Genomic DNA, 20,597 nt, shown 5'->3' on the forward strand with positions numbered 1-20,597 from the left:
ACTGCACAAGCAGTCGGATTGTTGGTTAAGACGCCTCTTCTTCGGCGATATCTTTCTTATAGTACTTCTCGGATGTGAAGAATTCGGTCGTTAGTCGTTTCACTTCACCACTTAGAAGCAGGACGGCAATCATGTTCGGGATGAGAATCATCGCGAGCATCAAATCGAGGAAGTTCCAAATCATTTGGGCGCCTCCAATCGAACCGATGACAATCGAGACGATATAGACGGCCTTCATGATTTTTCCTGCCGTCAAACCGAACAAGTACTCGGCCTGACGCGATCCGTAAAAGATGATGACGATAATGGTCGAGAGAACAAAGAAGATGAGCGAGATGGTGACGAGTAAGCTTCCCGTGTAACCGAAGTATTCACGGAAGGCGATCGTCGTCAACGCCGCTGGGTCATCCATCGCTCCGTCTGCCGTCCACACACCGGAAGACAAGACGACGAAGGCGGTCGTGCTACAAATGATGAGCGTATCGATGACGATTCCGATGACCGCCCAGAATCCTTGGCGCACCGGGTGATCCGTTTGTGCAGCAGCGTGGGCAATCGGTGCCGTTCCAAGACCCGCTTCATTCGAATAGAGTCCGCGGGCGAAGCCCCAACGAATCGTTTCGGCGACGGCAGCTCCGGCAAATCCTCCGAACGCGGCCATCGGCTCGAACGCATACGAGAAGATGAGACTGAGCACGTTTGGAATCTCAGAGAAGTTCATCAAGACGATGACGATTCCGGCTCCGACATAGACGAGTGCCATGCCAGGAACGACGATCTCCGTGACTTTCGCGATGCGCTTCAGTCCACCAAAGACGATGATGCCAACAAGAATAGCGACGACGATACCGGTGATGAGCGTGTTCCCATTGAACGTCTCACGGACTGCCGAGCTGACGGCGTTCCCTTGTACCATGATACTCGGAATGAGTTCGATCATGAGGGCGAAAGCGAACCAAGTCGCAAGCCATTTCCAACGAAGTCCTTTTGATATGTAGTAGACAGGTCCACCGACAAATTCGCCGGCGTCATTCTTTTCACGATAGTGTACGGCCAGTACGCTCTCCGAAAACTTGATGGCCATGCCGATGATGGCAATGACCCACATCCAGAAGATGGCACCCGGTCCCCCGAACATGATCGCTGCAGGTACACCGATAATGTTCGCGGCCCCGACTGTTGAAGAGAGCGCTGACGTTAAGGCTTGTCTCGGACTGATGTCGCCTTCACCTTTTGGTTTTTTAAAGATGCTTCCGAACGTTTGCTTAAATATGTAGATTGGATGACGAAACTGAAAGAAACCAAGTTTGATCGTAAGAAACACACCGGACAAGACGAGTAACGAGATGATCGGCACACCCCAAAGCCAATTTGAAAAACTCGTGACGATATCGATAACTGCATTCATATAACCACTCCAATTCCATTATTTTACTTAAATACTGTTTCCTAAAGTAAGGACCTCTAAACATCTTTGTCAAAATAAAGGAGGAATATAGAATGAGAGTCGCCAAACATTTGGTCGTATCTGGACGTGTCCAAGGCGTCGGGTTTCGATACTTTTCACAAGAAACCGCTCGCCAATATGGAATCAAAGGATGGGTGCGAAACTTGAATGACGGGACGGTCGAACTTCATGTAGAAGGCACGAGTGAAGACATCGAGTCATTTCAAAAAGCTTTACAAGATGGAAATCGTTTCGTCGGCGTCGAGCGAATTGACGAAGCGAAGACAGATGATCAAAGATTCCGTAAATTCGAAATCCGGTATTAAACGCTTACATCCTCCTTCGTTCCGAAGGGGGATTTTTTTGTGAAATCTACATTTCTAAAAATTAAACCTCGAATTTTGGAGATGGGGTGGTCAAACGATAGGAAGTGTGTATAATGAAATAGACCAAGCGATATATTGTCAGAAAATTTAGTTATTATTTTTTTGTTAATTCGTTCGGAATATCAAGTGTATGGAGGTAGTTGTATGAAAAAATCGACATTGTTCCCGTTAGCGTTTACGATTTTTGCTTTATTCTTTGGGGCCGGGAACTTGCTGTTCCCACCAGAGCTCGGCGCCTTGGCGGGGGAAAACCTCGTACCGGCGATGATCGGGTTCATCATTACGGGTGTCGGTTTACCGCTTCTTGCTTTGTTCGCAGTCGCTCAGGTCGGCGGCGGAACAGACCAAATTGCTCGGTACATTCCTAAACGTCTCGCGCTCGTCTTGACGGGATTGATGTACGTAGCCATCGGGCCATTCTTCGGAATCCCGCGTACGGCCGCTGTCACGTATGAAATGGGACTTGTTCCGTTTCTCGATGCACCTTCAACTTTGACACTCGCGATGAGTTCGACCGTCTTTTTCGGGTTGACGTTCTTCTTGACGCTCCGTGCTCAAAAGTTGATTGAAGTCATCGGACGAATCATCACACCAATCCTCTTATTCTTGCTCGTAGCGATTGGAATCACGAACCTTGTCGCTCCACTTGGAGAGCCAGGAGCTCCAGCAGAAGGATTTGAGACATGGGTTGGCGCACTCGGTCAAGGTTTCCAACAAGGTTATTTGACGATGGATGTATTCGGGGCCCTCGTCTTTGGGGCAATCGTCCTCGTCACGTTGAAAGCCAATGGATTGAGTGACCAAAAAGAAGCGTCTTCACTCCTTCGCTCTGCAGGGATGCTCGCGGTTACCTGTTTGATGCTCGTCTATATCTCGCTCGCTTCAATCGGTGCGAATATGACAGTCGCAGAAGGAACGACGAGTGGCGCAAGCCTTCTCCAAGCGTTCGCAGGTACGTCTTACGGACAAATCGGAATGCTCGCACTCGGATTAGCGGTCTTCCTCGCTTGTTTGACGACAGCAGTTGGACTCATCTCAGAGTTCTCACGCTTCATCAGCAATCAGTTTGATTCTCTCAAATATCATCATGTCGTCATCGCGACAACGTTGTTTGGATTCATGATCTCACTCGTCGGTTTGAGTTCGTTGATTCAAATCGCGGTGCCGCTTCTCACGCTCCTCTATCCGGTCATGATCGCACTCGTGCTCGTATCGGTGACGGAACGTTTTCAACGAAACCCTCGTGTGGCGATGAAAGCGACGATTTATACGGCGCTCGTGCTCTCGTTCTTTGAGACGTGGAACGGCATCCAGCCTTCTGCGGTTACTTCTTGGATCGGAAACTTACCAATGGCGGATATCGGACTTGCCTGGGCAGTTCCGACGCTGATCGTCTATGCGATCACGCTTCTTCTTCCGAAGGGAACGCCACAAGAACCACTCGCTCAATCACGCATCTCATAAGTCTCGCCCATCCTTTGGTCTAGGATGGGCTTTTTTCTGTCTTATTGTTTGCCTGGATGTGAACTCAAACAGTAAAATGGAAAGATGAAAAGGGAGTGACACGAGTTGACGACAAAACAAAAAAATCAATTGGCGATTCTCATGTTGAACATGTTTATCGCCGTCGCCGGGTTTGGGATCATCATCCCAATTATTCCGGATTACTTAAAGATGATTGGCGAAGGAGGGACAGCCGCCGGACTCATGATTTCCGTATTTGCGGGTGCCCAGCTCGTCATGTCACCGATTGCTGGGAAATGGGCGGACGTCTACGGGCGCCGACTCATGATCATTCTCGGTCTGATTGGATTCACTATCTCGATGGGAGTCTTCTATCTATCAGATAACTTAACGATTCTTCTCATCTCTCGTGCCATCGGGGGTGTTGGTGCAGCGCTTTTGATTCCTGCCATCTTCGCTTATGTGGCAGATATCACGACACTCGAGCAACGAGCTCGAGGGAACAGTTATATTTCCGCGGCAATGTCACTCGGAATTGTTGTCGGACCAGGTATTGGTGGATTTTTTGCCGAGTTCGAGCTAAAGACGCCATTACTCGTCTCAGCAATCGTTTCGTTCATTGCTGTCATTTCATCCGTCCTTCTTTTAAAAGAACCGGACCGTGCTCCTTACGTGGCACCGAAAATAAAAGAATCGTTACCGACACAATTGGTTATGTCGACACGTAAACCATACTTCTTCGTATTATTGATCAACTTGGTCATGGCGTTCGGACTCATGGCGTATGAATCAGTGCTTGGATTATACGTCAGCGAGATGTTCAGCGCGACGCCTCAAGAGATTGCGATCATGGTGACGGGAACGGGCATCGTCAGCGTCATCGTCCAATTGTTCGCGGTCGACCGTTTAGTCGAGTTGATGGGAGAGGTCAAAGTCGTCCTCGCCTTCATCGCGCTCGCGGCGTTTGGTTTCTTATTATCCCTCTTCGCGGGAACGTATATATTGTTCTTTGCAGTGACACTCGTCATTTTCTTGTCGACGTCCATCTTGCGCCCGGTATTGAACACGCTCGTCTCGAAACTTGCAGGAAACGAGCAGGGGCTTGCGATGGGGATGAACAACGCCTATATGAGCATCGGAAATATTTTAGGACCGACACTTGCCGGTATTGCGTTTGATATTGATATGCGCTATCCGTTCATCATGGGGCTGGTCTTGTTGCTCATTACGTATACAGGCACATGGAACTGGTCGAAACGGAAAGCGACCGTCATTTCGGAGTCATAAAGGAGGACGCTATGATTTACGTTGGTGTGACTGGATGGGGTGACCACGATCTGTTATACACGACCCCAGAGGAACGAAAACATAAACTATCGACGTACGCGGGTCATTTCCCGACCGTTGAAATCGATTCGACATTTTATGCGATACAGCCCGTGAAAAATTTCGAGAAGTGGGATGCCGAGACACCGGACCATTTCCAATTCGTCGTCAAAGTTTCCCGGGAAATGAGCGGACATGACCGTGAACCGAAAACGCCACTCATTGAATTGTTTGAGCGTTATCGTGTTTCGGTCGATCCATTGAAACAGGCAGGGAAGTTACGGGCTGTGCTCGTCCAGCTTCCGCCTTGGTTCGACGTATCGAAACCGCATCTCGACTATTTACGAACACTCCGTGCCGAACTCTCTGATTATGCGATTGCCATCGAGTTTCGTAATCCGACTTGGTTCTCTGAAGCGTTCCGGGATCGTACACTTCAATTTTTAAAGGAACAGCGATTCATCAATACGATTTGTGATGAGCCACAGACGAAAGAGAGCAGTATTCCGTTCGTACCGGTCGTGACACACCCTGAGGTAGCCGTCGTTCGATTACATGGACGCAATACGTCAGGTTGGCTTAAAAAGCCGGGCATGACGAGTCAAGAATGGCGACACGTCCGTTGTCTATATCGCTATAGCGAGGAAGAGCTTCAGGAACTCGCTACCTCGCTCCGCGAGATTGACCGTGAAGCGAAAGACGTGTACGTATACTTTAACAACAACTCGGCCGGGGACGCGGCTCCTAACGCCAAGCGTTTAATTGAAATTCTCGGGCTCGAATACGAGCTTGCACCTAGACAAATTAGTCTGTTTTAGAAGGAAGGGATGGCCGTGACGAAACTTACTATTTTTCACTACAATGATCTTCACTCAAAGTTCGACCAATGGCCGAAACTTGTTTCATTTCTAGAAGAACGTCGTACGGACGATACACTCTATTTTGATTTAGGTGATCATGCCGATCGCACACATCCGGCGACTGAGGTGACGCGCGGAAAGTTGAACGTTCGCTTACTCGAGCGACTTCAACCGACGGCTGTCACGATTGGAAACAATGAAGGCATCACGTTTCCACACGATTGGTTAGCCGATCTATATGAAGAGGCGACGTTCCCGATTTTGCTTGGGAATGTGTATGAAGCAGACGGGTCGCGACCAAATTGGGTCGAAGAAACGCTTGTTCTTGAGCGTGATGGGTTGAAAATTGGCTTATTTGGTGTCACAGCCCCTTATGAAGAGTTGTATCCCGAACTTGGTTGGCAAATCGAATCACCTTACGAAGCGACAAAGCGAGCGCTAGAGCGGTTGGCACATTGTGATGTCATCATCGCACTCAGTCATCTCGGTTTCTTCGGGGATGAACGATTAGCAGACATGTATCCTGATATTGACGTCATCCTCGGGGCCCATACGCATCACGTTTTAGATGAAGGCGTGACGACGAACGGAGTGCTCATTGCACAAGCTGGGAAATATGGGAAGTATGTCGGGGAAGTGACACTGACGCTCGATGAGTCAGGAGTCGTTTCGAAAGAAGCTCGCCTCCATGAACTGTCACAACAATCAGATAGTCCAGATACGTTGGCTTTGTTAGATACAGAAGGGGCAGATGCCGAACGCCTCCTTAATATCACAATCGCAGAAACAGAAGGATATGCATCTGATTGGTTCGGGCATTCTCCGCTTAGTGAGTTGCTTGTAGAAGGGATGGTTGAATGGTGTGCAGCCGATGTCGGAATCATTCCGTCTGGAGTCGTCCTAGACGGTCTCGCTCCAGGAAAAGTCACGCTGAACATGTTGCATCGGATCTGTCCACATCCAATCAACCCATGTGTCCTGACGCTTGACGGTAAGACGCTCGATCGATTTTTACATGACGTAAATGAGGAAACGTTCACGAATATGCACGTCAGAGGTCTAGGATTCAGAGGCACCGTACTCGGTGAACCGAGTCTGTATCAAATCGAACAGCGGGACGGTCAGTACTACGTCATGGGAGAAAAGCTAGAACCGAATCGGACATATCGCGTCGCAACGGTCGATATGTTGACGTTTGGTCCGCTCCTTCCATACTTAGCAGACCAGCCGAAACGATATTTCATGCCCGAACTTCTGCGGGATGTGTTGCGAGAGACAATTGTCGCTCGTCATGAGGTCATTCGAAAAGGATAGAGCCGTCATAGTGGGGCATGCTATGATAACAGAGTGGAGGTGGGAGCAATGATTCGAGTGAATCGCCACGGATATACCGTTTTAGAAGAGAAGCGCGACGGATTTGACGAAGAAGCGTTTATCGCAAGGTATAGTGACGTGCTTGATAAATACGACTATATTGTCGGCGACTGGGGACACGGGCAGCTACGTTTGAAAGGGTTCTATGAACCACAATCAAAGTTAGCGACGTATGAGAACCGGATTGATCACGTGATGGACTATGTATACGAGTATTGCAATTTCGGATGTCCTTATTTCGTTCTGAAGAAAGAGACAGACATTAACGAAGAAGAGAGTGGTCCTGTCTTTGGTGGAACGAAGCAGAAACTGAAGTTGAAGCGGAAGTTCAACAAGACTGAAGAGACAAATGCGTAAAGTGCTGAGCAATCAGCACTTTTTATATTTCTATATTACAGTTAATTTCCAAATATTTCGTTTAGGTAAAAAGTCATGACTTCGAGTTTAAGGGTTGGAAAAATGTGATAAGTTGTCATTAAGGATAGCTACGTAGTTTTGGTTTTTAGAGTGAGGTGATTGGATGCAACATGTACAAACGACCGTCGGGGATCGGGATGACGTCCATAATCGAATTCATAATCTCGGACTAGGGATACTGGCTATGTTCTTTTTTGGCTTTCACATCATGATGACCTTCTATTTTACGGCGGCAGTCATTCTTTTTGAACTCATTCATGTGTTGATCGTCCGTCGCTTTGAATACAGCCATTCTTTTTTACGGAGTCGCGTCTTCAAAATTACATCTCACCTTGCGTTTTCGCTCGGAGTGCTCTTATTGATCTTATCCATGTCTCAGTTCTTTTTAGGTAATGTAATGATTCGTTAAGCGGAAAGGAAAAAATCCTTTCCCTTTTTTTATGTTTTTTTGAAACGTCCTGCAACCTTTTCACGTACACTGTAGAGAAGACTATAAAAAAGGATGGGTTACAATGAGATCTGAATGGAAACAACATGCACGACAAGCGCTGAAAGGAAAATGGTGGCTCGTGGCCGGATTGGCGCTTTTGTTTTGTCATCGTCAATGGGATTCCACAGTGGTTCGCTCCTGAAATGGATCCCAACTCACCAGAAGCGTTCACATCGACAGACGCCACGTTAAGTTTCGTGTCGACAATTCTTCAAATCTTGATTGCGCCACTTGCCATCGGTTGGTCATGGCTCGCGCTTAACGTATCGCGCGGAAATGGCGCGTCACTCTCGACAATGTTCAAACCGTTCCAAACACGTTATGTGAAACATGTCATCACTTCATTTGTGATGAGCCTCTTTATCGTATTATGGACACTGTTATTGATTGTACCTGGAATCATCAAAGGATTCTCGTACTCGCTTACGCCGTATATCTTACGCGATCAGCCTGAGCTTTCGGCACTTGAATCGATCACGGAATCGCGTCGTCTCATGGACGGGCACAAGATGGAAGCATTCATGCTCTTCTTGTCGTTCTTCGGATGGTTCCTCGTCGGGATTTTGACGCTCGGGATTGGGTTCTTCTTTATCGGTCCTTACTTCTCGACAACGTATGCGACGTTCTATGACTCGATTCGCGATAACCAAGTTGGTTCGGAAGAGCCGGTGCACGGAACGGAACAAGGCTTCTAATCAACAAAACGCCTCGCTCATTTTATTGAGCAAGGCGTTTTTTTAGGCATTGACTTCAGTTTTTTTGTAAGTATGGCTTCAATGACAAGTGATGTTCAGCCACGACTTTACGAATCGTGCGTGTCTTCGAGCGCATGACGAGTGACGTCGTCTCGACGATATCGTCCGTCAAGAACTTGACGCCATCGAGCAATTCACCAGACGTGACACCTGTCGCAGCAAAGATGCAGTCGTCGCTCTTGACGAGGTCGTCGAGCGTGAGGAGTTGGAGTGGATCTTCAATCCCCATCGAGATGACGCGAGCTGATTCCTCTTCGTTCATCGGATGTAGACGGGCCTGCATGTCTCCACCGAGCGCTTTGACAGCAGCGGCTGTGATGACTCCTTCAGGAGCTCCGCCTGTACTGATGAAAATATCGATCGGGTTCGATTTGACGGCGGCAGCGATTCCCGCAGACACATCGCCATCCTCGAAGAGCTTGACGCGTGCGCCGACATTCATGACGGCTTGACGAAGGTGTTCGTGGCGGTCACGGTCTTGCATGATGACCGTCACTTCTTCGATACGCTTATTATTATATTTCGCAGCTTTTTCAATGATTGACTCGAGCGGTTCGTCGAGTGAGACTTTCCCTTTTAAGTTTGGACCGACGACAAGCTTGTCCATGTACATATCTGGTGCGTGGAGGAGGGCACCTTCATCAGCAACGGCGATGACGACCATCGCATCTCCAAGGCCTTTTGCGACAATGGATGTTCCTTCGAGTGGGTCGACGGCGATGTCAACTTTCGGGCCGAATGTTGTTCCGAGTTTTTCCCCGATGTAGAGCATTGGAGCCTCATCGAGTTCACCTTCTCCGATGACAACTGTAGCGTCCATGTTGACCGTTCCGAGAACTTCTCGCATCGCTGACGTTGCTGCATCATCGGCCTCGTTCTTTTGACCGCGTCCAATCCATTTGGATGATGCGAGTGCTGCTGCTTCTGTTGCCCGTACAATTTCTAATGCTAATTCACGTTCCATAGTGTTGTACCCTCCACGTTATCTCTATCAATGTGTTATACTTTTTACGGTTTAAATCCGTTGATTAGTGTATCACAATGTTATAAATGATGTAAATAGGACAGATTCTTTTCTCCTGCCCGAAAAAGCATTAGTATTAACAGCAGGGGGGATCATCATGTATTTTGTGAATAGAGAGAAGATTAATCAGACACTGGAACAAATGGAGACGATGTTAGCGCACACCGATCAATTGACGGGGGATGCGTTCACGGTGGAGCTTGCGAAACAGCGAATGGCCGTCCTTCTTATGGAAGGTGTCATCGATGTTGGGAACTCGATGATTGACGGGTTCATTATGCGAGACCCGGGCAGTTATGAAGACATTGTCGACATCTTACTGGATGAGCGCGTACTCGATGAGACGACGGGGAACGCGACGAAAGCGCTCGTCGGATTACGTGCCTATTACGTTCGTGAGTTTGTGCACGCCGACGCATCAAAATTTGATGAGTGGGTGAAGACGTCAAAACAAGACTTCACGGCATTCTCCGCACAAGTTCGTCACTACATAGAAGTCGAGCTTGGACCAGTGTCCGCATTCTTACCAGAAAGCGAGTGATTGGATGGAACCGATTAAAGGATATTTGTTTGATTTAGACGGCACGATGTATGCCGGTACAGAACCCGTTCAGGCAGCGGTTGATTTCGTCAACGAACTAGAAGCGACGGGCGTCCCGTATTTGTTCGTCACGAACAACGCTTCGATGACACAACAACAGATCGCGGATAAATTGATTGCGATGGGCGCAAACGTGAAGGCGGAGAATGTCTTGACGAGCGCGATGGCGACGGCTTTTTATATTGATAAGATGTCGCCAGGAGCAACCGTCTATATGATTGGGGAAGACGGACTTCGTCTCGCGTTAGAGTCTCGCGGTTTTTATATCACAGACGAACCGAAGGCGGACTACGTGGTCATCGGACTCGACCGACACATCACGTATGAGAAGTTGGCGCGAGGCGCAATCGCCATCCGTTCGGGGGCTCGATTCATCTCGACGAATGGGGATATCGCCATTCCGACCGAACGTGGATTTTTACCGGGGAACGGATCACTCACGTCCGTGTTGACCGTGACGACGGAGAAAGATCCTTTCTTCATCGGAAAGCCGGAACCGGTCATGATTGACATCGCACTCGACATGATTGGGTTGAATAAAGAAGATGTCGTCATGGTAGGGGATAACTATCACACAGATATTTTATTTGGAATCAATGGTGGCATTCGTACACTCCATGTGAATTCAGGTGTACATGGACCGGCATTTATCCAAGAACAAGAAAAACTCCCAACCTATATGGTCGAGAGCTTAGATGAATGGAAGCATGAAAAAAAGGGATGACGAATGTCTCCCTTTTTGCTTAGAATACTTGTTCTACTTCGACGATGCCTGGTACTTCTTCGATAAGCGCACGCTCAATACCGGCTTTTAGCGTGATTGTTGAAGACGGGCAGCTGCCGCAAGCACCCATCAAACGGAGCTTGACGATGCCTTCTTCGACATCTACGAGTTCGACGTCTCCGCCGTCACGAAGCAAGAACGGACGCAATTTATCGAGCACTTCTTGGACTTGATCAAACATTTCCATGGTATCTACCCCTTTCTCGTTCTACTTTATTCTAGCAAGTTTGAGAGTGTTTCTCAATCATTTACGCTGAGCGTTTCATCATCGAGTAAGGGAAGGATTTTGTATAATGGTTTTGAGGGGGAATGAAGATGAAAATTACGGTATATGGGGCTGAAGTTCAATGTGCGAGTTGTGTCGGTGCACCGAGTTCGACCGAGACGTATGAATGGTTGCAAAGTGCACTCGGACGAAAGTATCCAGAGCAATCCTTTTCGTTCGAATATATCGAATTCGAACAGAGTGAAGACGAGTTCGCCCAGGCACTTAAAGAGGACGAATGGTTCTATCCGCTCGTCTTGTTAGACGGGGAAGTAATTGATGAAGGCGTCGTTCAGTTAAGAAAAGTATATGCGGCGATTGAAGCGAAGCAATTATAAATGAGTATTGACGACAGACGAACCATGCGAATACAAGGTTCGTTTTTTGTTTACCTATTCTATCGAAAACGAAATATGAGGACTTGTTTCATCAGTTTTACACAACTAAGGCACTTGTTGAACACTTTACCTGATGGTTTGGAATCATAAAAAGACGAACCAGGTCGTATGAAGCGACGTGGTTCGTCAATCAGTGAAGTCGAGCGATTCGCTCGACTTTTTTCGGTTAAAGAAGTTGGAACGAAGACGTCGCTGAACCAGCTGTGTAACCAGTTAGCGTCGCGTCAGACTTCACTTGATACGTACCACGCTGTGACCAAGAGTTCGTAGAGAGTGTGAACGTGATGGCACCTGAAGCATTCGTCTTGCCTGAACCGACGAGCGTCGCGCCGTTCGGTTGTGTGACCGTAACACGGACATCGGAGTTTGCGACCGCTTGGCCATTCGAATTACGAACTGTTGAAGAAATCGAGACGACTTCACCCGCGTAGTAGTATGACTTCGAAGTCGATACTGTCGTCGTGAGTGCTTGTACCGGTTGTGTCGTACCACCAGAAGTAGGGGCTTGGACGAGTCCATTTCCGAACCAAGTGTCACGACCTGCCGTACCGAGGTCAATCGAATCTTGCGCTAATTTCGTACGGAGTTGCGTGCTCGATAATGTTGGGAAGGCTTGCTTCATGAGAGCAAGGTTACCTGCAACGTAAGGCGTCGCCATCGATGTCCCGCTCATTTGACCGTAGCCGCCATTTGAGAGGGTTGAATTGATGCTGACACCGGGTGCCGCGACTTCGACTGTGCCACCTGTCGCTGAGAACGAGGCACGGTTGTTGTTGATATCCGTCGCAGCGACGGCGATTGCCGAACTGTAACGCGCTGGGTAGTTAACGAGATCGCCCGACCCATCGGTACGTCCGTTGTTACCGGCTGCCGCAACGACAAGGATGCCTGCGTTATTCGCACGATCTACGACTTGTTGGAGTGTCGTCGAAGGGCTTGTCGTCCCAAGACTCAAGTTGATGATGTCCATGTCATTTGTGATCGACCAATCAATGCCGGCGATGATGCTTGATAGACTACCGCTACCGTTCGCTTCAAGTGCTTTGACGGCATAGATGCTTGCCTCGTGAGCGATTCCGACCGTACCGATGCTGTTGTTACGGGCTCCGATAATCCCGGCGACGTGCGTACCGTGACCGTTATCATCGGCGTAAGAACTCGTGACTGTACTAAACGAGGCACCACCAGCAATCGTTAAGTCAGGATGAGCGGAGATACCCGTATCGACGACGGATACTTTGACACCTTTCCCAGTGAACCCACTTTGCCAAGCGGAAGGAGCTTGAAGTTTAGGGATTCCCCAATCCTGGTTTTGGTTTTCGATATGTACCGTTTGATCGACTTCCACGTGTGCGACATGCGGGTTATTCTTCAGTCCGTTCAAGGCAGCTTTTGGAACTTGGAGTGCTGCTGCAGGAATATTCGAATACTGTTGTTTAACTTCCATGCCTTCAATCGAGAGCGGGATTTTCTTTGCCGATTCTTTGAAGACGACGAGGACGCGTTCTTTCTCTTTGTTCGGGGCGGCTTCCGCGCCTCCTGGGACGGTTGATAAGACGAGCAATGATGCAAGGACGGTGCTACAGATTTTCTTCAACTTGTTTCCTCCTTTAAGGTAGTAGGCAAGATGACAGGATGTCGTACTGCCGTGTTCATAGAGTAACAAGTATTTCCAACGGATAGAATATGTCGATGGCATTAAAAATCTGAATATTTAGATAAGGATACAGGGGATTCAGATACAAGACTTTTGACTCAAGAGGACGTAACGGTAACAGTAAATCGGTGATGCGGTGCATAAAAAAAGCGAATCGACCCGTCAGGTCCATTCGCAATTGTTTACTTGATGACTTTATGTTTCCAAAGAATGCCGGACTTCAACAAGCGGGCGACTTTGCCGGTGAGTGATTGTTTCCCCATGAATACCCCGAAGCCTGCTTTCTTACCGAGGGAACCGAGCGTCCCTTTCAATTTGATGTCTGGTAATTCTGGATAGGCGAGCCCTTTCCATTTACAGAGGAGCACTTGAACGATTTGTTCCGCCTGAGCTTCGGCGAGCTGTCCGGACGGTGCGTACGGCAAGCTCGCATTATCTCCGACGACGAATACGTCTGGTAGGCCAGGGACGAAATGGTGCTCCGTTAACTTGACACGTCCGCCTCCATCAAGCTCCCATCCTTGATTGCGTACGACAGCGACCGGTTGAATCCCGGCTGTCCATACCGTCAAGTCGGAAGGGAACAAATCTTCATGGTTCCATAAGCCATCGGCATCGACGCGCGTAATGTTGGCGTTGTTGATGACTTCGACTCCGTGCTCTTCGAACCAAGATTGCACATACATGGAGACACGATTGGATAAGAATGATAATACGGAAGGTCCACGGTCAAACAAGCGAACTGTCAAATCAGGACGACTCTCGCGTAGTTCGCTTGCGAGTTCGACGCCGGATAATCCGGCTCCAACGACTGAAACGACCGAGCCCGGTCGTAACCCGTTGATCGCTTGTTGCGTTTTTCGTGATTCTTCAAGTGTTTGAATACTGTACGTGAACTCTGCTGCCCCCTGGACGTTGTGATACTTGTCTTCACAGCCTAATCCGATGACGAGGTCATCATAAGGTACTTTTTCTCCACTCGCGAGAAGAACCATCTTGTCTTCCGTATCGATATCCGTGACTTGTCCGTATATGTAGTCAATTTCTTCCGGAAAATCGATGCGAATATCGCGGTCTGAGACCGTTCCTGCAGCGAGCGCATAATACTCTGTTTTTAATCCATGATAAGGTAAGCGATCGACGAGCGTGACCGATACGTCCTTCAACTGATGTCCAAGAACTCTTTCGATGACACGCATACCCCCGTAACCGCCCCCTAAGACGACTAATTTGCGCATAATAATCCCCCTTTGTTACTCTTCAACTGTATCATGTTATAATCTGCCGTAGAAGAACCATTTTCCGATAATTCACGTAAAGAAAGACGGTGACATATATGATGAATCCAATCATCGAATTTTGCGCCTCGAATTTAGCGATGGGCTCACAAGTGGCCCGAGCAAAATTAGAGTCTGACCCTGATCTTGATGTGGTCGAATACGGCTGTACAGGCTACTGTGGTGTCTGTTCCCTTGATCTCTTTTGCCTCGTCGACGGGGAAGTCGTGACCGGTGAAACGCCGGATGAGTTGGTGACGAAGGTGTATGAAAAAATAGAAGAGATGGCATGGTAAAAAGTTTGAGGGGTGACCTCAATCTTTTTTATTTCACCCGTTGCATTTTAAAAAGAGGGATGTTATATTCTAAGAGGTTCGAATGTAGGTTGTCTGACGTTTAACAACAAGAAAAAGAAAGCGTTTCAAACGGTAGGGCACATCTTTTTTCGGGTATGACACATATAATCGCTTTGTTTAATATGAAAGGAGCACAACATCAATGAAAATCATGAGCGTGGTTGGTATTTTGGCACTAATTGCAATCGCTTACATCTTCTCTACCAACCGTAAAGCCATCAAATGGCGCACGGTCTTGGCGGCATTCGCTGTTCAATTCGCTTTTGCATTCCTCGTCTTGTATACAGCGTGGGGACGTAAGGCGCTTGAATGGATCTCAAACGGGGTTCAAGCTGTCTTGAACACAGCAGGTGACGGGATTGCCTTCGTATTCGGAACAGCAGTCGGTGGCGACAACTTCGTCTTCGCATTCCAAGTTCTTCCGATTATCATCTTCATGTCATCATTAATCGCATTGCTTTACTACCTCGGCGTCATGCAGTGGGTCATCCGTATCCTTGGTACTGCCCTAGCGAAAGCACTTGGTACGTCACGTAAAGAGTCACTTTCAGCAACAGCAAACATCTTCGTCGGTCAAACGGAAGCGCCGCTTGTCATCAAGCCGTACCTTCCTACGATGACACAGTCTGAGCTCTTCGCTGTTATGGTCGGTGGTCTCGCGTCAGTTGCCGGTTCTGTACTTGCTGGATACGCAGCACTCGGTGTACCACTTGAGTACTTGCTCGCAGCGAGCTTCATGGCAGCGCCAGCCGGTCTCTTGTTCGCGAAAATCATCGTTCCAGAAACAGAAGAATACGATGATGACATCGAGATTGTAGAGGAAGAAGAAGACAGAGCGGCGAACTTCGTCGATGCAGCGGCACGTGGTGCTTCTGACGGTCTCTTCCTTGCTTTGAACGTTGGTGCAATGCTTCTTGCGTTCGTTTCATTGATTGCGCTCGTCAACTTGATTCTCGGTTCAATCGGCGGACTCTTCGGATTTGATAGCTTGTCACTCGAATTGATCCTTGGTTACGTGTTCGCTCCACTTGCATTCGTTATCGGTGTTCCGTGGGCAGATGCTGTACAATTCGGTAGCTTCCTCGGTCAAAAACTAGTCTTGAACGAATTCGTTGCCTTCTCTGAGTTTGCGCCAGTCATCGGTACTGGTGATTTGTCAGCTCGTACAGAAGCGATGATCGCATTCGCACTTTGTGGTTTCGCAAACATTTCATCACTCGCGATCCTTCTCGGTGGTCTTGGTGGTATGGCGCCAAACCGTCGTGGTGACATCGCACGCATGGGTGTTCTCGCGATTCTTGCAGGTACGCTTGCAAACTTGATGTCAGCTACATTGGCTGGACTTCTTCTTTAATCGGTATAAGAAAACGCGATCACTTCGGTGGTCGCGTTTTTTAGTGTAGGGATGATGTATACAATTTGACGTTCGGCCATTGAGCTGGCCAATTTTTTTGAGCCATTCGTTTCAAGTAGATTGGATGTTTTGAGGTGCTTGTTTCAAAATATGGTGTAGGTCTAGCTTTTAGTGTGAGAAGGTCTTGAACGCCATAGGGTGCTGAGAGAATGAGCTCACCGTCTACATTGAGACGTACCCCGATTGCGGTCACCGTCTCGGGGAAGTGCGCTAGCGCATCGACCGATGACGTATATGGTGGCAAATGGTTCACATGATGCATCCTCGCTTGGTTTTTCACAGACCATGGTACGTCTGGATTCAGCTGATGTAGCTTCTGTTCTAATTCTTTTTCGATGGATTCTTCCGACTGAGTAGGGTCGAAATAAATCACATCGACGTCGTCCGTTTGAGTCGGTGCATTGTATCCATGAAGATGGTCCCATATTTTTGTGCGAATATAGCCCGCGCAAATCCACCAGTCTGGTAGTTGAAGGGTAGCAACGGTGCGAAGGTGATTCATAAGTTCTGCATCTTGTTGTAAAAAATCAATCAAATCCTGTTCGTGTTTCATTAATCAAACTCCTCCTGATCAATCGGATTGAAAAAAGCACCTAGGCAACGCCTAAGTGCTCGTATATCGATTATGCTTGAAGTTGTACGCGCTGACGTTCGATCCACGGCTTCAATTTCAAGAAGAGTGGAACGAAGAGTGCGCTGATCAAGATTGCTTTAATCAAGTTGAACGGTAAGATCCCGTAAAGGACGAGGTCCGTCTTCACGGCCGGGTCGGCCATGTCTGCCATTCCGAAGAAGAAGGCATAGGCTGGCAAGATGACGAGATAGTTTAAAATGGCGAGGCTGAGTGCCATCGTGATTGTACCGGCGAGTAGTCCAGAAGCGAGTGCTTTGTTCGTCTTCCGTTTGTGATAGAACCATGCGACCGGGTACATGAATGCGACACCTGCGAAGAAGTTTGCGACTTCTCCGACCGGGACACCGCCACCGTTAAAGACATAGTACAAGACGTTTTTCAATCCGACGACCACGACACCTGCGAGTGGGGAAAAGACGATTCCGGCAATGAGTGCAGGAATGTCACTGAAATCCACTTTGAGGAATGGCGGTAAAAATGGGAGCGGGAAGTTGAATAGCATGAGTACGAACGAAATCGTCCCTAGCATCGCCAAAGTCACCATAGTTGTCAGTCGTTTGTTGCGCGTAGTTTTCATCAGAATCTCTCCTTTAGGTCGCTCCTCGATGAATGGCACCCGTCGCATGTAAAAACCCGATTGCAATGAAGACAATCGGGAGAGTTTACGCGCATACGAAATAGATGTTTTCCGAGGTGGAAAAGTCCACGTCAAAGAAAACATCCGGATATCGGTCGGATGCCGCCATCTTCTCCCATCCAGACTGTACTGTCGGCTTTCGAATCTCACGAAATCAGCAAACAACGCCTTGCTCGCTCACGGGCTGAGAAGAATAAATTCTTCAATACCGCCGGTCGGGAATTTCACCCTGCCCCGAAGATGGAACGATTTAATTTTTTTTGTTACAGTTTAGTTATACAAGATAATGCACAAAACTACAAGTCAATTGACTTGAAATGAAGATAAAATGAGGAGGAGTTCAGATGATTCATTTGACAGAATCAGCAGCACTTCAAGTGCAAGAGATGATGAAACAGACCGAACGTCCAGATGCGCAATACTTGCGAGTGAAGGTCCAAGGTGGCGGATGTACAGGACTTTCATATGGAATGGGCTTTGATGAGGAGAAGACGGATAAAGATATTCAATTCGACCATCATGGTGTCCGCGTCATCGTCGCGGAAGTTGATCACGGTGTCGTCGATGGGCTCGAGATTGACTACAAACAGTCGATGCTCGGTGGGGGCTTCACGATTAAAAACCCGAATGCCATCGCCACGTGTGGCTGCGGTTCAAGTTTCCGAACGGCGACGAACGCTGGTACACCAGGAGAATGTTAATTTCAAACGAACTTCATCTACTAATTGATATTTTAACTAATGTAGATTATAAAAAAAGAAGGTTGAAGGTGATTATTTGATTGTTTATAAAACGAGTAAAGAAATGTGGTTTAGAAATGGCGATTATTTATCATTTCGAAAAACTTGTCATCAAAATATAATTTCTAAGCTTACAAATAATAAAGAACCTTCTGATTCAAAGGAAGTTATTTTAATCGGTGGGGGATCAGGGGCAGGGAAAACAAAATTTACAGAGGGCTTTTTACATGATACTTTTTTTGAAAATAGTGAATCACCTCATGTCATCAACGCCGATAATATTAAGTATGAGATTTTCGAATTTAAACACTGGGACCAGTTTTTAAAAAGGATAACTCCATACATTACTATTGACTGTGACAATGCCTCTGACTATGTTCACGATGAAAGTTCAGACCTTTCTATGAATTTATTTGATATTTCCGTGCAAAGAGATTTAAAGTTTGTCTATGATGGAACTTTTAAAAATCCAGCGAAATACGTTAGATTGTTGGAGGACTTATACTCTAAGGGTTATCAAGTTAACGTTGTTATTATTGATGTGGATGTTCAAGTTGCGATTCAAAGAGTAGAAGCGAGAAACGTTGAAGGAAGATTTGTTCCGCGTAATGTGGTGGAAGAAAGCAATTTAGGGGTGGCACAAACATTCTTTGCATTGAAGTCTCAGATTAGTTCGTATTTACTTTATGATAATAGTGTAAATGGTGAACCTCCTACACTTATTGCAGAATGTACTCGAGAACAAGGTGAAATTATACACGACGAAGATAAATTTATGATTTTTCGAAAAAAAGCTGAAGTATAATTTTTTTGAAAAGACTAATATTTAGTTATATTGTGAGGAATGGGGTATTGTATAGAAAAGGCGCCCGTTAACAATATGATAATTTTCTGAGATTGGAGCGAAGGAATATGAACTTTAATGAAAAATTGAAAGCTAAAATTTGTTCTGATGGAAAAGACGTTGCTACTGAATGGAATAAGGCTTTAGAAAAAAACCTTCGTCAATTAGAGCTTAATAAGAACAAGATGAAAGAAGAAAGAACTAAAGTGCTTGCGAAATACTAATTACATTGTTTTACTTAATTTGCTGAAGATATAATAAGTTTTTAGGTTAAAGCATATCTAGTAATAAAGATTGACGTTTTGAAATTCTAATGGATCATTTAATCCTAAAATGTGTATTTTTGTGAAGCTCTTAACTGCTTAACAAGGTTAGAGTGTATTAGTTGGCTCAATATTCTTTATAAGAAGTCATTTGGCGAGAATAGATTGCGCCAAATGACTTTTTTGATTCATTATAAGGAATAATTTACCGATAAATTGATTCTATGACTCACTTTACGACAGGATTGAATAAATAAAATGAGGGGGAATATTGATTAAAGTGGGACACAAAGGAGGTAGGAACAATGAGAAAGATATTGATTTTTGGAGGATCGCGCTATTTTGGGAAACGACTTGCCTTGCGACTCGCTGAGGAGGGGGATGATGTGACGATTGTGACGAGGGGCCAACTTCAAGTACCAGAAGCCGAAGGGATACGGTCGATTAAAGGAGAACGACAATCGGTCGCGACGATGAAAGACTTGGCACGTGAGCGGTACGACCTCGTCTACGACAATATTTGCTTTACCCCGTATCAGGCAAAAATCGCCTCGGATGCGTTCATGGACAAAGTCGGAAAGTATGTCCTGACGTCTACAATGTCGGTATACGCGCCGGGACCTGATTTAAAAGAGAGTGACTTTAATCCGCTCCATTATGAATATCATCTAGAAGCCGAGCATGACTACGGACAAGGGAAGCGAGAGGCAGAGTCGTTCTTCTTCCACCGGGCTTCGTTCCCAGTTGCGACCGTACGCTTACCGATTGTCCTCGGACCAGATGATTATACAGATCGACTCAAATTTTATGTGGACGCGATTCGCAACGAGGAACCGATTGTGTTGCATCGTCCAGAAGCGAAAATGGGCTTCATCTCGAGCGCGGAAGCAGCAGCATTTTTAGAATGGGTGGGACGTGCGAACGTGACTGGACCCTTCAACGCTGCGAGTGACGGTCTCATCTCCATGGGTGCTTTAATGGAGCGAATCGGGCAACATGTCGGAAAACCTGTCCATATCATAAAAGATGGGGAGTCGTCCCCATATGATTCGGACGTCGACTATTACATGTCGATTGCTGAAGCGAAAAAGGCGGGCTTCGTGTTCACGCAACTCGATGACTGGATTGACCGGGTCATCATTCAAACGATGCGGAAATGAAAAAATCCTCTGTGGACACAGTCC

The 20,597-nt window shown here is 47.1% G+C and carries 24 protein-coding genes and 1 riboswitch; of the genes, 17 read left to right on the top strand and 7 right to left on the bottom strand.

What is annotated here, in order from left to right:
• Positions 1–25: 25 nt before the first annotated feature.
• Entirely contained in the window at positions 26–1,408 is a 1,383-nt protein-coding gene (locus tag AC5LIL_RS04670) for an alanine/glycine:cation symporter family protein (RefSeq protein WP_499825066.1), read from the bottom strand.
• A gap of 92 nt (positions 1,409–1,500) precedes the next feature.
• Here AC5LIL_RS04670 and AC5LIL_RS04675 point away from each other — a divergent pair, with 92 nt between their 5' ends.
• The 8 genes from AC5LIL_RS04675 to AC5LIL_RS04710 all read left to right on the top strand — a co-directional run bounded on the left by AC5LIL_RS04675 (position 1,501) and on the right by AC5LIL_RS04710 (position 8,459).
• A complete protein-coding gene (locus AC5LIL_RS04675; RefSeq protein WP_499825067.1) occupies positions 1,501–1,773 on the top strand; it encodes an acylphosphatase in 273 nt (90 codons plus the stop codon).
• Between the two features lie 204 nt (positions 1,774–1,977).
• Entirely contained in the window at positions 1,978–3,297 is a 1,320-nt protein-coding gene (gene brnQ, locus AC5LIL_RS04680) for a branched-chain amino acid transport system II carrier protein (RefSeq protein ID WP_499825069.1), read from the top strand.
• Between the two features lie 105 nt (positions 3,298–3,402).
• Entirely contained in the window at positions 3,403–4,584 is a 1,182-nt protein-coding gene (locus AC5LIL_RS04685; RefSeq protein WP_499825070.1) for an MFS transporter, read from the top strand.
• Between the two features lie 11 nt (positions 4,585–4,595).
• Positions 4,596–5,441, top strand: a complete 846-nt coding sequence (locus AC5LIL_RS04690) for a DUF72 domain-containing protein (RefSeq protein ID WP_499825072.1) — start codon at positions 4,596–4,598, stop codon at positions 5,439–5,441.
• A 9-nt stretch (positions 5,442–5,450) separates the two neighbouring features.
• The gene (locus AC5LIL_RS04695; RefSeq protein WP_499825073.1) at positions 5,451–6,797 is read left to right on the top strand and encodes a bifunctional metallophosphatase/5'-nucleotidase; all 1,347 of its coding nucleotides are present in this window, start codon (positions 5,451–5,453) and stop codon (positions 6,795–6,797) included.
• A 48-nt stretch (positions 6,798–6,845) separates the two neighbouring features.
• Entirely contained in the window at positions 6,846–7,214 is a 369-nt protein-coding gene (locus AC5LIL_RS04700; protein WP_074033531.1) for a YutD family protein, read from the top strand.
• A 163-nt stretch (positions 7,215–7,377) separates the two neighbouring features.
• A complete protein-coding gene (locus tag AC5LIL_RS04705) occupies positions 7,378–7,683 on the top strand; it encodes a hypothetical protein (RefSeq protein ID WP_499825074.1) in 306 nt (101 codons plus the stop codon).
• 224 nt (positions 7,684–7,907) lie between these two features.
• Positions 7,908–8,459, top strand: coding sequence for a DUF975 family protein (locus AC5LIL_RS04710; protein WP_499825075.1), 552 nt, complete (start codon positions 7,908–7,910; stop codon positions 8,457–8,459).
• 55 nt (positions 8,460–8,514) lie between these two features.
• Here the strand turns inward: AC5LIL_RS04710 and glpX are convergent, their stop codons facing one another.
• On the bottom strand, positions 8,515–9,483 hold the full coding sequence (glpX, locus tag AC5LIL_RS04715) for a class II fructose-bisphosphatase (RefSeq protein WP_499825077.1): 969 nt from the start codon (positions 9,481–9,483) through the stop codon (positions 8,515–8,517).
• 157 nt (positions 9,484–9,640) lie between these two features.
• On the opposite strand from glpX, the gene AC5LIL_RS04720 reads away from it, so the two are divergent.
• Together AC5LIL_RS04720 and nucF are read left to right on the top strand one after the other, a co-directional pair.
• Positions 9,641–10,084, top strand: coding sequence for a DUF86 domain-containing protein (locus tag AC5LIL_RS04720; protein WP_499825078.1), 444 nt, complete (start codon positions 9,641–9,643; stop codon positions 10,082–10,084).
• A gap of 4 nt (positions 10,085–10,088) precedes the next feature.
• Positions 10,089–10,868 (top strand): 5' nucleotidase NucF, encoded by a 780-nt coding sequence (nucF, locus tag AC5LIL_RS04725; protein WP_499825079.1) that lies wholly within the window; start codon positions 10,089–10,091, stop codon positions 10,866–10,868.
• A 19-nt stretch (positions 10,869–10,887) separates the two neighbouring features.
• Here nucF and AC5LIL_RS04730 read toward each other — a convergent pair whose 3' ends face one another.
• Positions 10,888–11,115: a NifU family protein gene (locus AC5LIL_RS04730; RefSeq protein WP_012726833.1), complete on the bottom strand. Its 228-nt coding sequence runs from the start codon at positions 11,113–11,115 to the stop codon at positions 10,888–10,890.
• A 128-nt stretch (positions 11,116–11,243) separates the two neighbouring features.
• Here AC5LIL_RS04730 and AC5LIL_RS04735 point away from each other — a divergent pair, with 128 nt between their 5' ends.
• Entirely contained in the window at positions 11,244–11,531 is a 288-nt protein-coding gene (locus AC5LIL_RS04735) for a YuzD family protein (RefSeq protein WP_499825080.1), read from the top strand.
• 226 nt (positions 11,532–11,757) lie between these two features.
• Here the strand turns inward: AC5LIL_RS04735 and AC5LIL_RS04740 are convergent, their stop codons facing one another.
• Together AC5LIL_RS04740 and AC5LIL_RS04745 are read right to left on the bottom strand one after the other, a co-directional pair.
• Positions 11,758–13,188: a S8 family serine peptidase gene (locus AC5LIL_RS04740; protein WP_499825081.1), complete on the bottom strand. Its 1,431-nt coding sequence runs from the start codon at positions 13,186–13,188 to the stop codon at positions 11,758–11,760.
• A 242-nt stretch (positions 13,189–13,430) separates the two neighbouring features.
• Entirely contained in the window at positions 13,431–14,486 is a 1,056-nt protein-coding gene (locus AC5LIL_RS04745; protein WP_214746262.1) for an NAD(P)/FAD-dependent oxidoreductase, read from the bottom strand.
• A gap of 98 nt (positions 14,487–14,584) precedes the next feature.
• On the opposite strand from AC5LIL_RS04745, the gene AC5LIL_RS04750 reads away from it, so the two are divergent.
• A complete protein-coding gene (locus tag AC5LIL_RS04750) occupies positions 14,585–14,821 on the top strand; it encodes a YuzB family protein (RefSeq protein ID WP_074033523.1) in 237 nt (78 codons plus the stop codon).
• A gap of 202 nt (positions 14,822–15,023) precedes the next feature.
• Positions 15,024–16,235, top strand: a complete 1,212-nt coding sequence (locus AC5LIL_RS04755) for a NupC/NupG family nucleoside CNT transporter (protein WP_499825082.1) — start codon at positions 15,024–15,026, stop codon at positions 16,233–16,235.
• 40 nt (positions 16,236–16,275) lie between these two features.
• Here the strand turns inward: AC5LIL_RS04755 and AC5LIL_RS04760 are convergent, their stop codons facing one another.
• Positions 16,276–16,848 carry a nucleotidyltransferase family protein gene (locus tag AC5LIL_RS04760; RefSeq protein ID WP_499825083.1) on the bottom strand — a complete coding sequence of 191 codons (573 nt, stop codon included), beginning with the start codon at positions 16,846–16,848 and terminating at the stop codon, positions 16,276–16,278.
• A gap of 70 nt (positions 16,849–16,918) precedes the next feature.
• On the bottom strand, positions 16,919–17,506 hold the full coding sequence (locus AC5LIL_RS04765) for an ECF transporter S component (protein ID WP_214693438.1): 588 nt from the start codon (positions 17,504–17,506) through the stop codon (positions 16,919–16,921).
• Between the two features lie 163 nt (positions 17,507–17,669).
• Positions 17,670–17,812, bottom strand: a riboswitch (FMN riboswitch).
• Between the two features lie 98 nt (positions 17,813–17,910).
• Between AC5LIL_RS04765 and AC5LIL_RS04770 the strand changes: the two genes are divergently transcribed.
• From AC5LIL_RS04770 to AC5LIL_RS04785, 4 genes are all read left to right on the top strand, one after another.
• Positions 17,911–18,267, top strand: coding sequence for a HesB/IscA family protein (locus AC5LIL_RS04770; RefSeq protein ID WP_074033519.1), 357 nt, complete (start codon positions 17,911–17,913; stop codon positions 18,265–18,267).
• Between the two features lie 76 nt (positions 18,268–18,343).
• Complete coding sequence (locus AC5LIL_RS04775; protein WP_499825084.1) at positions 18,344–19,111, top strand: zeta toxin family protein; 768 nt, start codon at positions 18,344–18,346, stop codon at positions 19,109–19,111.
• A gap of 107 nt (positions 19,112–19,218) precedes the next feature.
• Entirely contained in the window at positions 19,219–19,374 is a 156-nt protein-coding gene (locus tag AC5LIL_RS04780; protein ID WP_499825085.1) for a hypothetical protein, read from the top strand.
• A gap of 344 nt (positions 19,375–19,718) precedes the next feature.
• Positions 19,719–20,573 carry a Rossmann-fold NAD(P)-binding domain-containing protein gene (locus AC5LIL_RS04785; protein ID WP_499825087.1) on the top strand — a complete coding sequence of 285 codons (855 nt, stop codon included), beginning with the start codon at positions 19,719–19,721 and terminating at the stop codon, positions 20,571–20,573.
• Positions 20,574–20,597 lie beyond the last annotated feature (24 nt).

The organism is Exiguobacterium sp. RM11 (genome assembly GCF_059821525.1).

What these genes read in the sequence shown, in the direction of transcription:
- AC5LIL_RS04670 (WP_499825066.1), bottom strand. Translation starts at nt 1,408, where the DNA reads ATGAATGCAGTTATCGATATCGTCACGAGTTTTTCAAATTGGCTTTGG.
- AC5LIL_RS04675 (WP_499825067.1), top strand. Translation starts at nt 1,501, where the DNA reads ATGAGAGTCGCCAAACATTTGGTCGTATCTGGACGTGTCCAAGGCGTC.
- brnQ (WP_499825069.1), top strand. Translation starts at nt 1,978, where the DNA reads ATGAAAAAATCGACATTGTTCCCGTTAGCGTTTACGATTTTTGCTTTA.
- AC5LIL_RS04690 (WP_499825072.1), top strand. Translation starts at nt 4,596, where the DNA reads ATGATTTACGTTGGTGTGACTGGATGGGGTGACCACGATCTGTTATAC.
- AC5LIL_RS04695 (WP_499825073.1), top strand. Translation starts at nt 5,451, where the DNA reads ATGGCCGTGACGAAACTTACTATTTTTCACTACAATGATCTTCACTCA.
- AC5LIL_RS04700 (WP_074033531.1), top strand. Translation starts at nt 6,846, where the DNA reads ATGATTCGAGTGAATCGCCACGGATATACCGTTTTAGAAGAGAAGCGC.
- AC5LIL_RS04705 (WP_499825074.1), top strand. Translation starts at nt 7,378, where the DNA reads ATGCAACATGTACAAACGACCGTCGGGGATCGGGATGACGTCCATAAT.
- AC5LIL_RS04710 (WP_499825075.1), top strand. Translation starts at nt 7,908, where the DNA reads ATGGATCCCAACTCACCAGAAGCGTTCACATCGACAGACGCCACGTTA.
- glpX (WP_499825077.1), bottom strand. Translation starts at nt 9,483, where the DNA reads ATGGAACGTGAATTAGCATTAGAAATTGTACGGGCAACAGAAGCAGCA.
- AC5LIL_RS04720 (WP_499825078.1), top strand. Translation starts at nt 9,641, where the DNA reads ATGTATTTTGTGAATAGAGAGAAGATTAATCAGACACTGGAACAAATG.
- nucF (WP_499825079.1), top strand. Translation starts at nt 10,089, where the DNA reads ATGGAACCGATTAAAGGATATTTGTTTGATTTAGACGGCACGATGTAT.
- AC5LIL_RS04730 (WP_012726833.1), bottom strand. Translation starts at nt 11,115, where the DNA reads ATGGAAATGTTTGATCAAGTCCAAGAAGTGCTCGATAAATTGCGTCCG.
- AC5LIL_RS04735 (WP_499825080.1), top strand. Translation starts at nt 11,244, where the DNA reads ATGAAAATTACGGTATATGGGGCTGAAGTTCAATGTGCGAGTTGTGTC.
- AC5LIL_RS04745 (WP_214746262.1), bottom strand. Translation starts at nt 14,486, where the DNA reads ATGCGCAAATTAGTCGTCTTAGGGGGCGGTTACGGGGGTATGCGTGTC.
- AC5LIL_RS04750 (WP_074033523.1), top strand. Translation starts at nt 14,585, where the DNA reads ATGATGAATCCAATCATCGAATTTTGCGCCTCGAATTTAGCGATGGGC.
- AC5LIL_RS04755 (WP_499825082.1), top strand. Translation starts at nt 15,024, where the DNA reads ATGAAAATCATGAGCGTGGTTGGTATTTTGGCACTAATTGCAATCGCT.
- AC5LIL_RS04760 (WP_499825083.1), bottom strand. Translation starts at nt 16,848, where the DNA reads ATGAAACACGAACAGGATTTGATTGATTTTTTACAACAAGATGCAGAA.
- AC5LIL_RS04765 (WP_214693438.1), bottom strand. Translation starts at nt 17,506, where the DNA reads ATGAAAACTACGCGCAACAAACGACTGACAACTATGGTGACTTTGGCG.
- AC5LIL_RS04770 (WP_074033519.1), top strand. Translation starts at nt 17,911, where the DNA reads ATGATTCATTTGACAGAATCAGCAGCACTTCAAGTGCAAGAGATGATG.
- AC5LIL_RS04780 (WP_499825085.1), top strand. Translation starts at nt 19,219, where the DNA reads ATGAACTTTAATGAAAAATTGAAAGCTAAAATTTGTTCTGATGGAAAA.
- AC5LIL_RS04785 (WP_499825087.1), top strand. Translation starts at nt 19,719, where the DNA reads ATGAGAAAGATATTGATTTTTGGAGGATCGCGCTATTTTGGGAAACGA.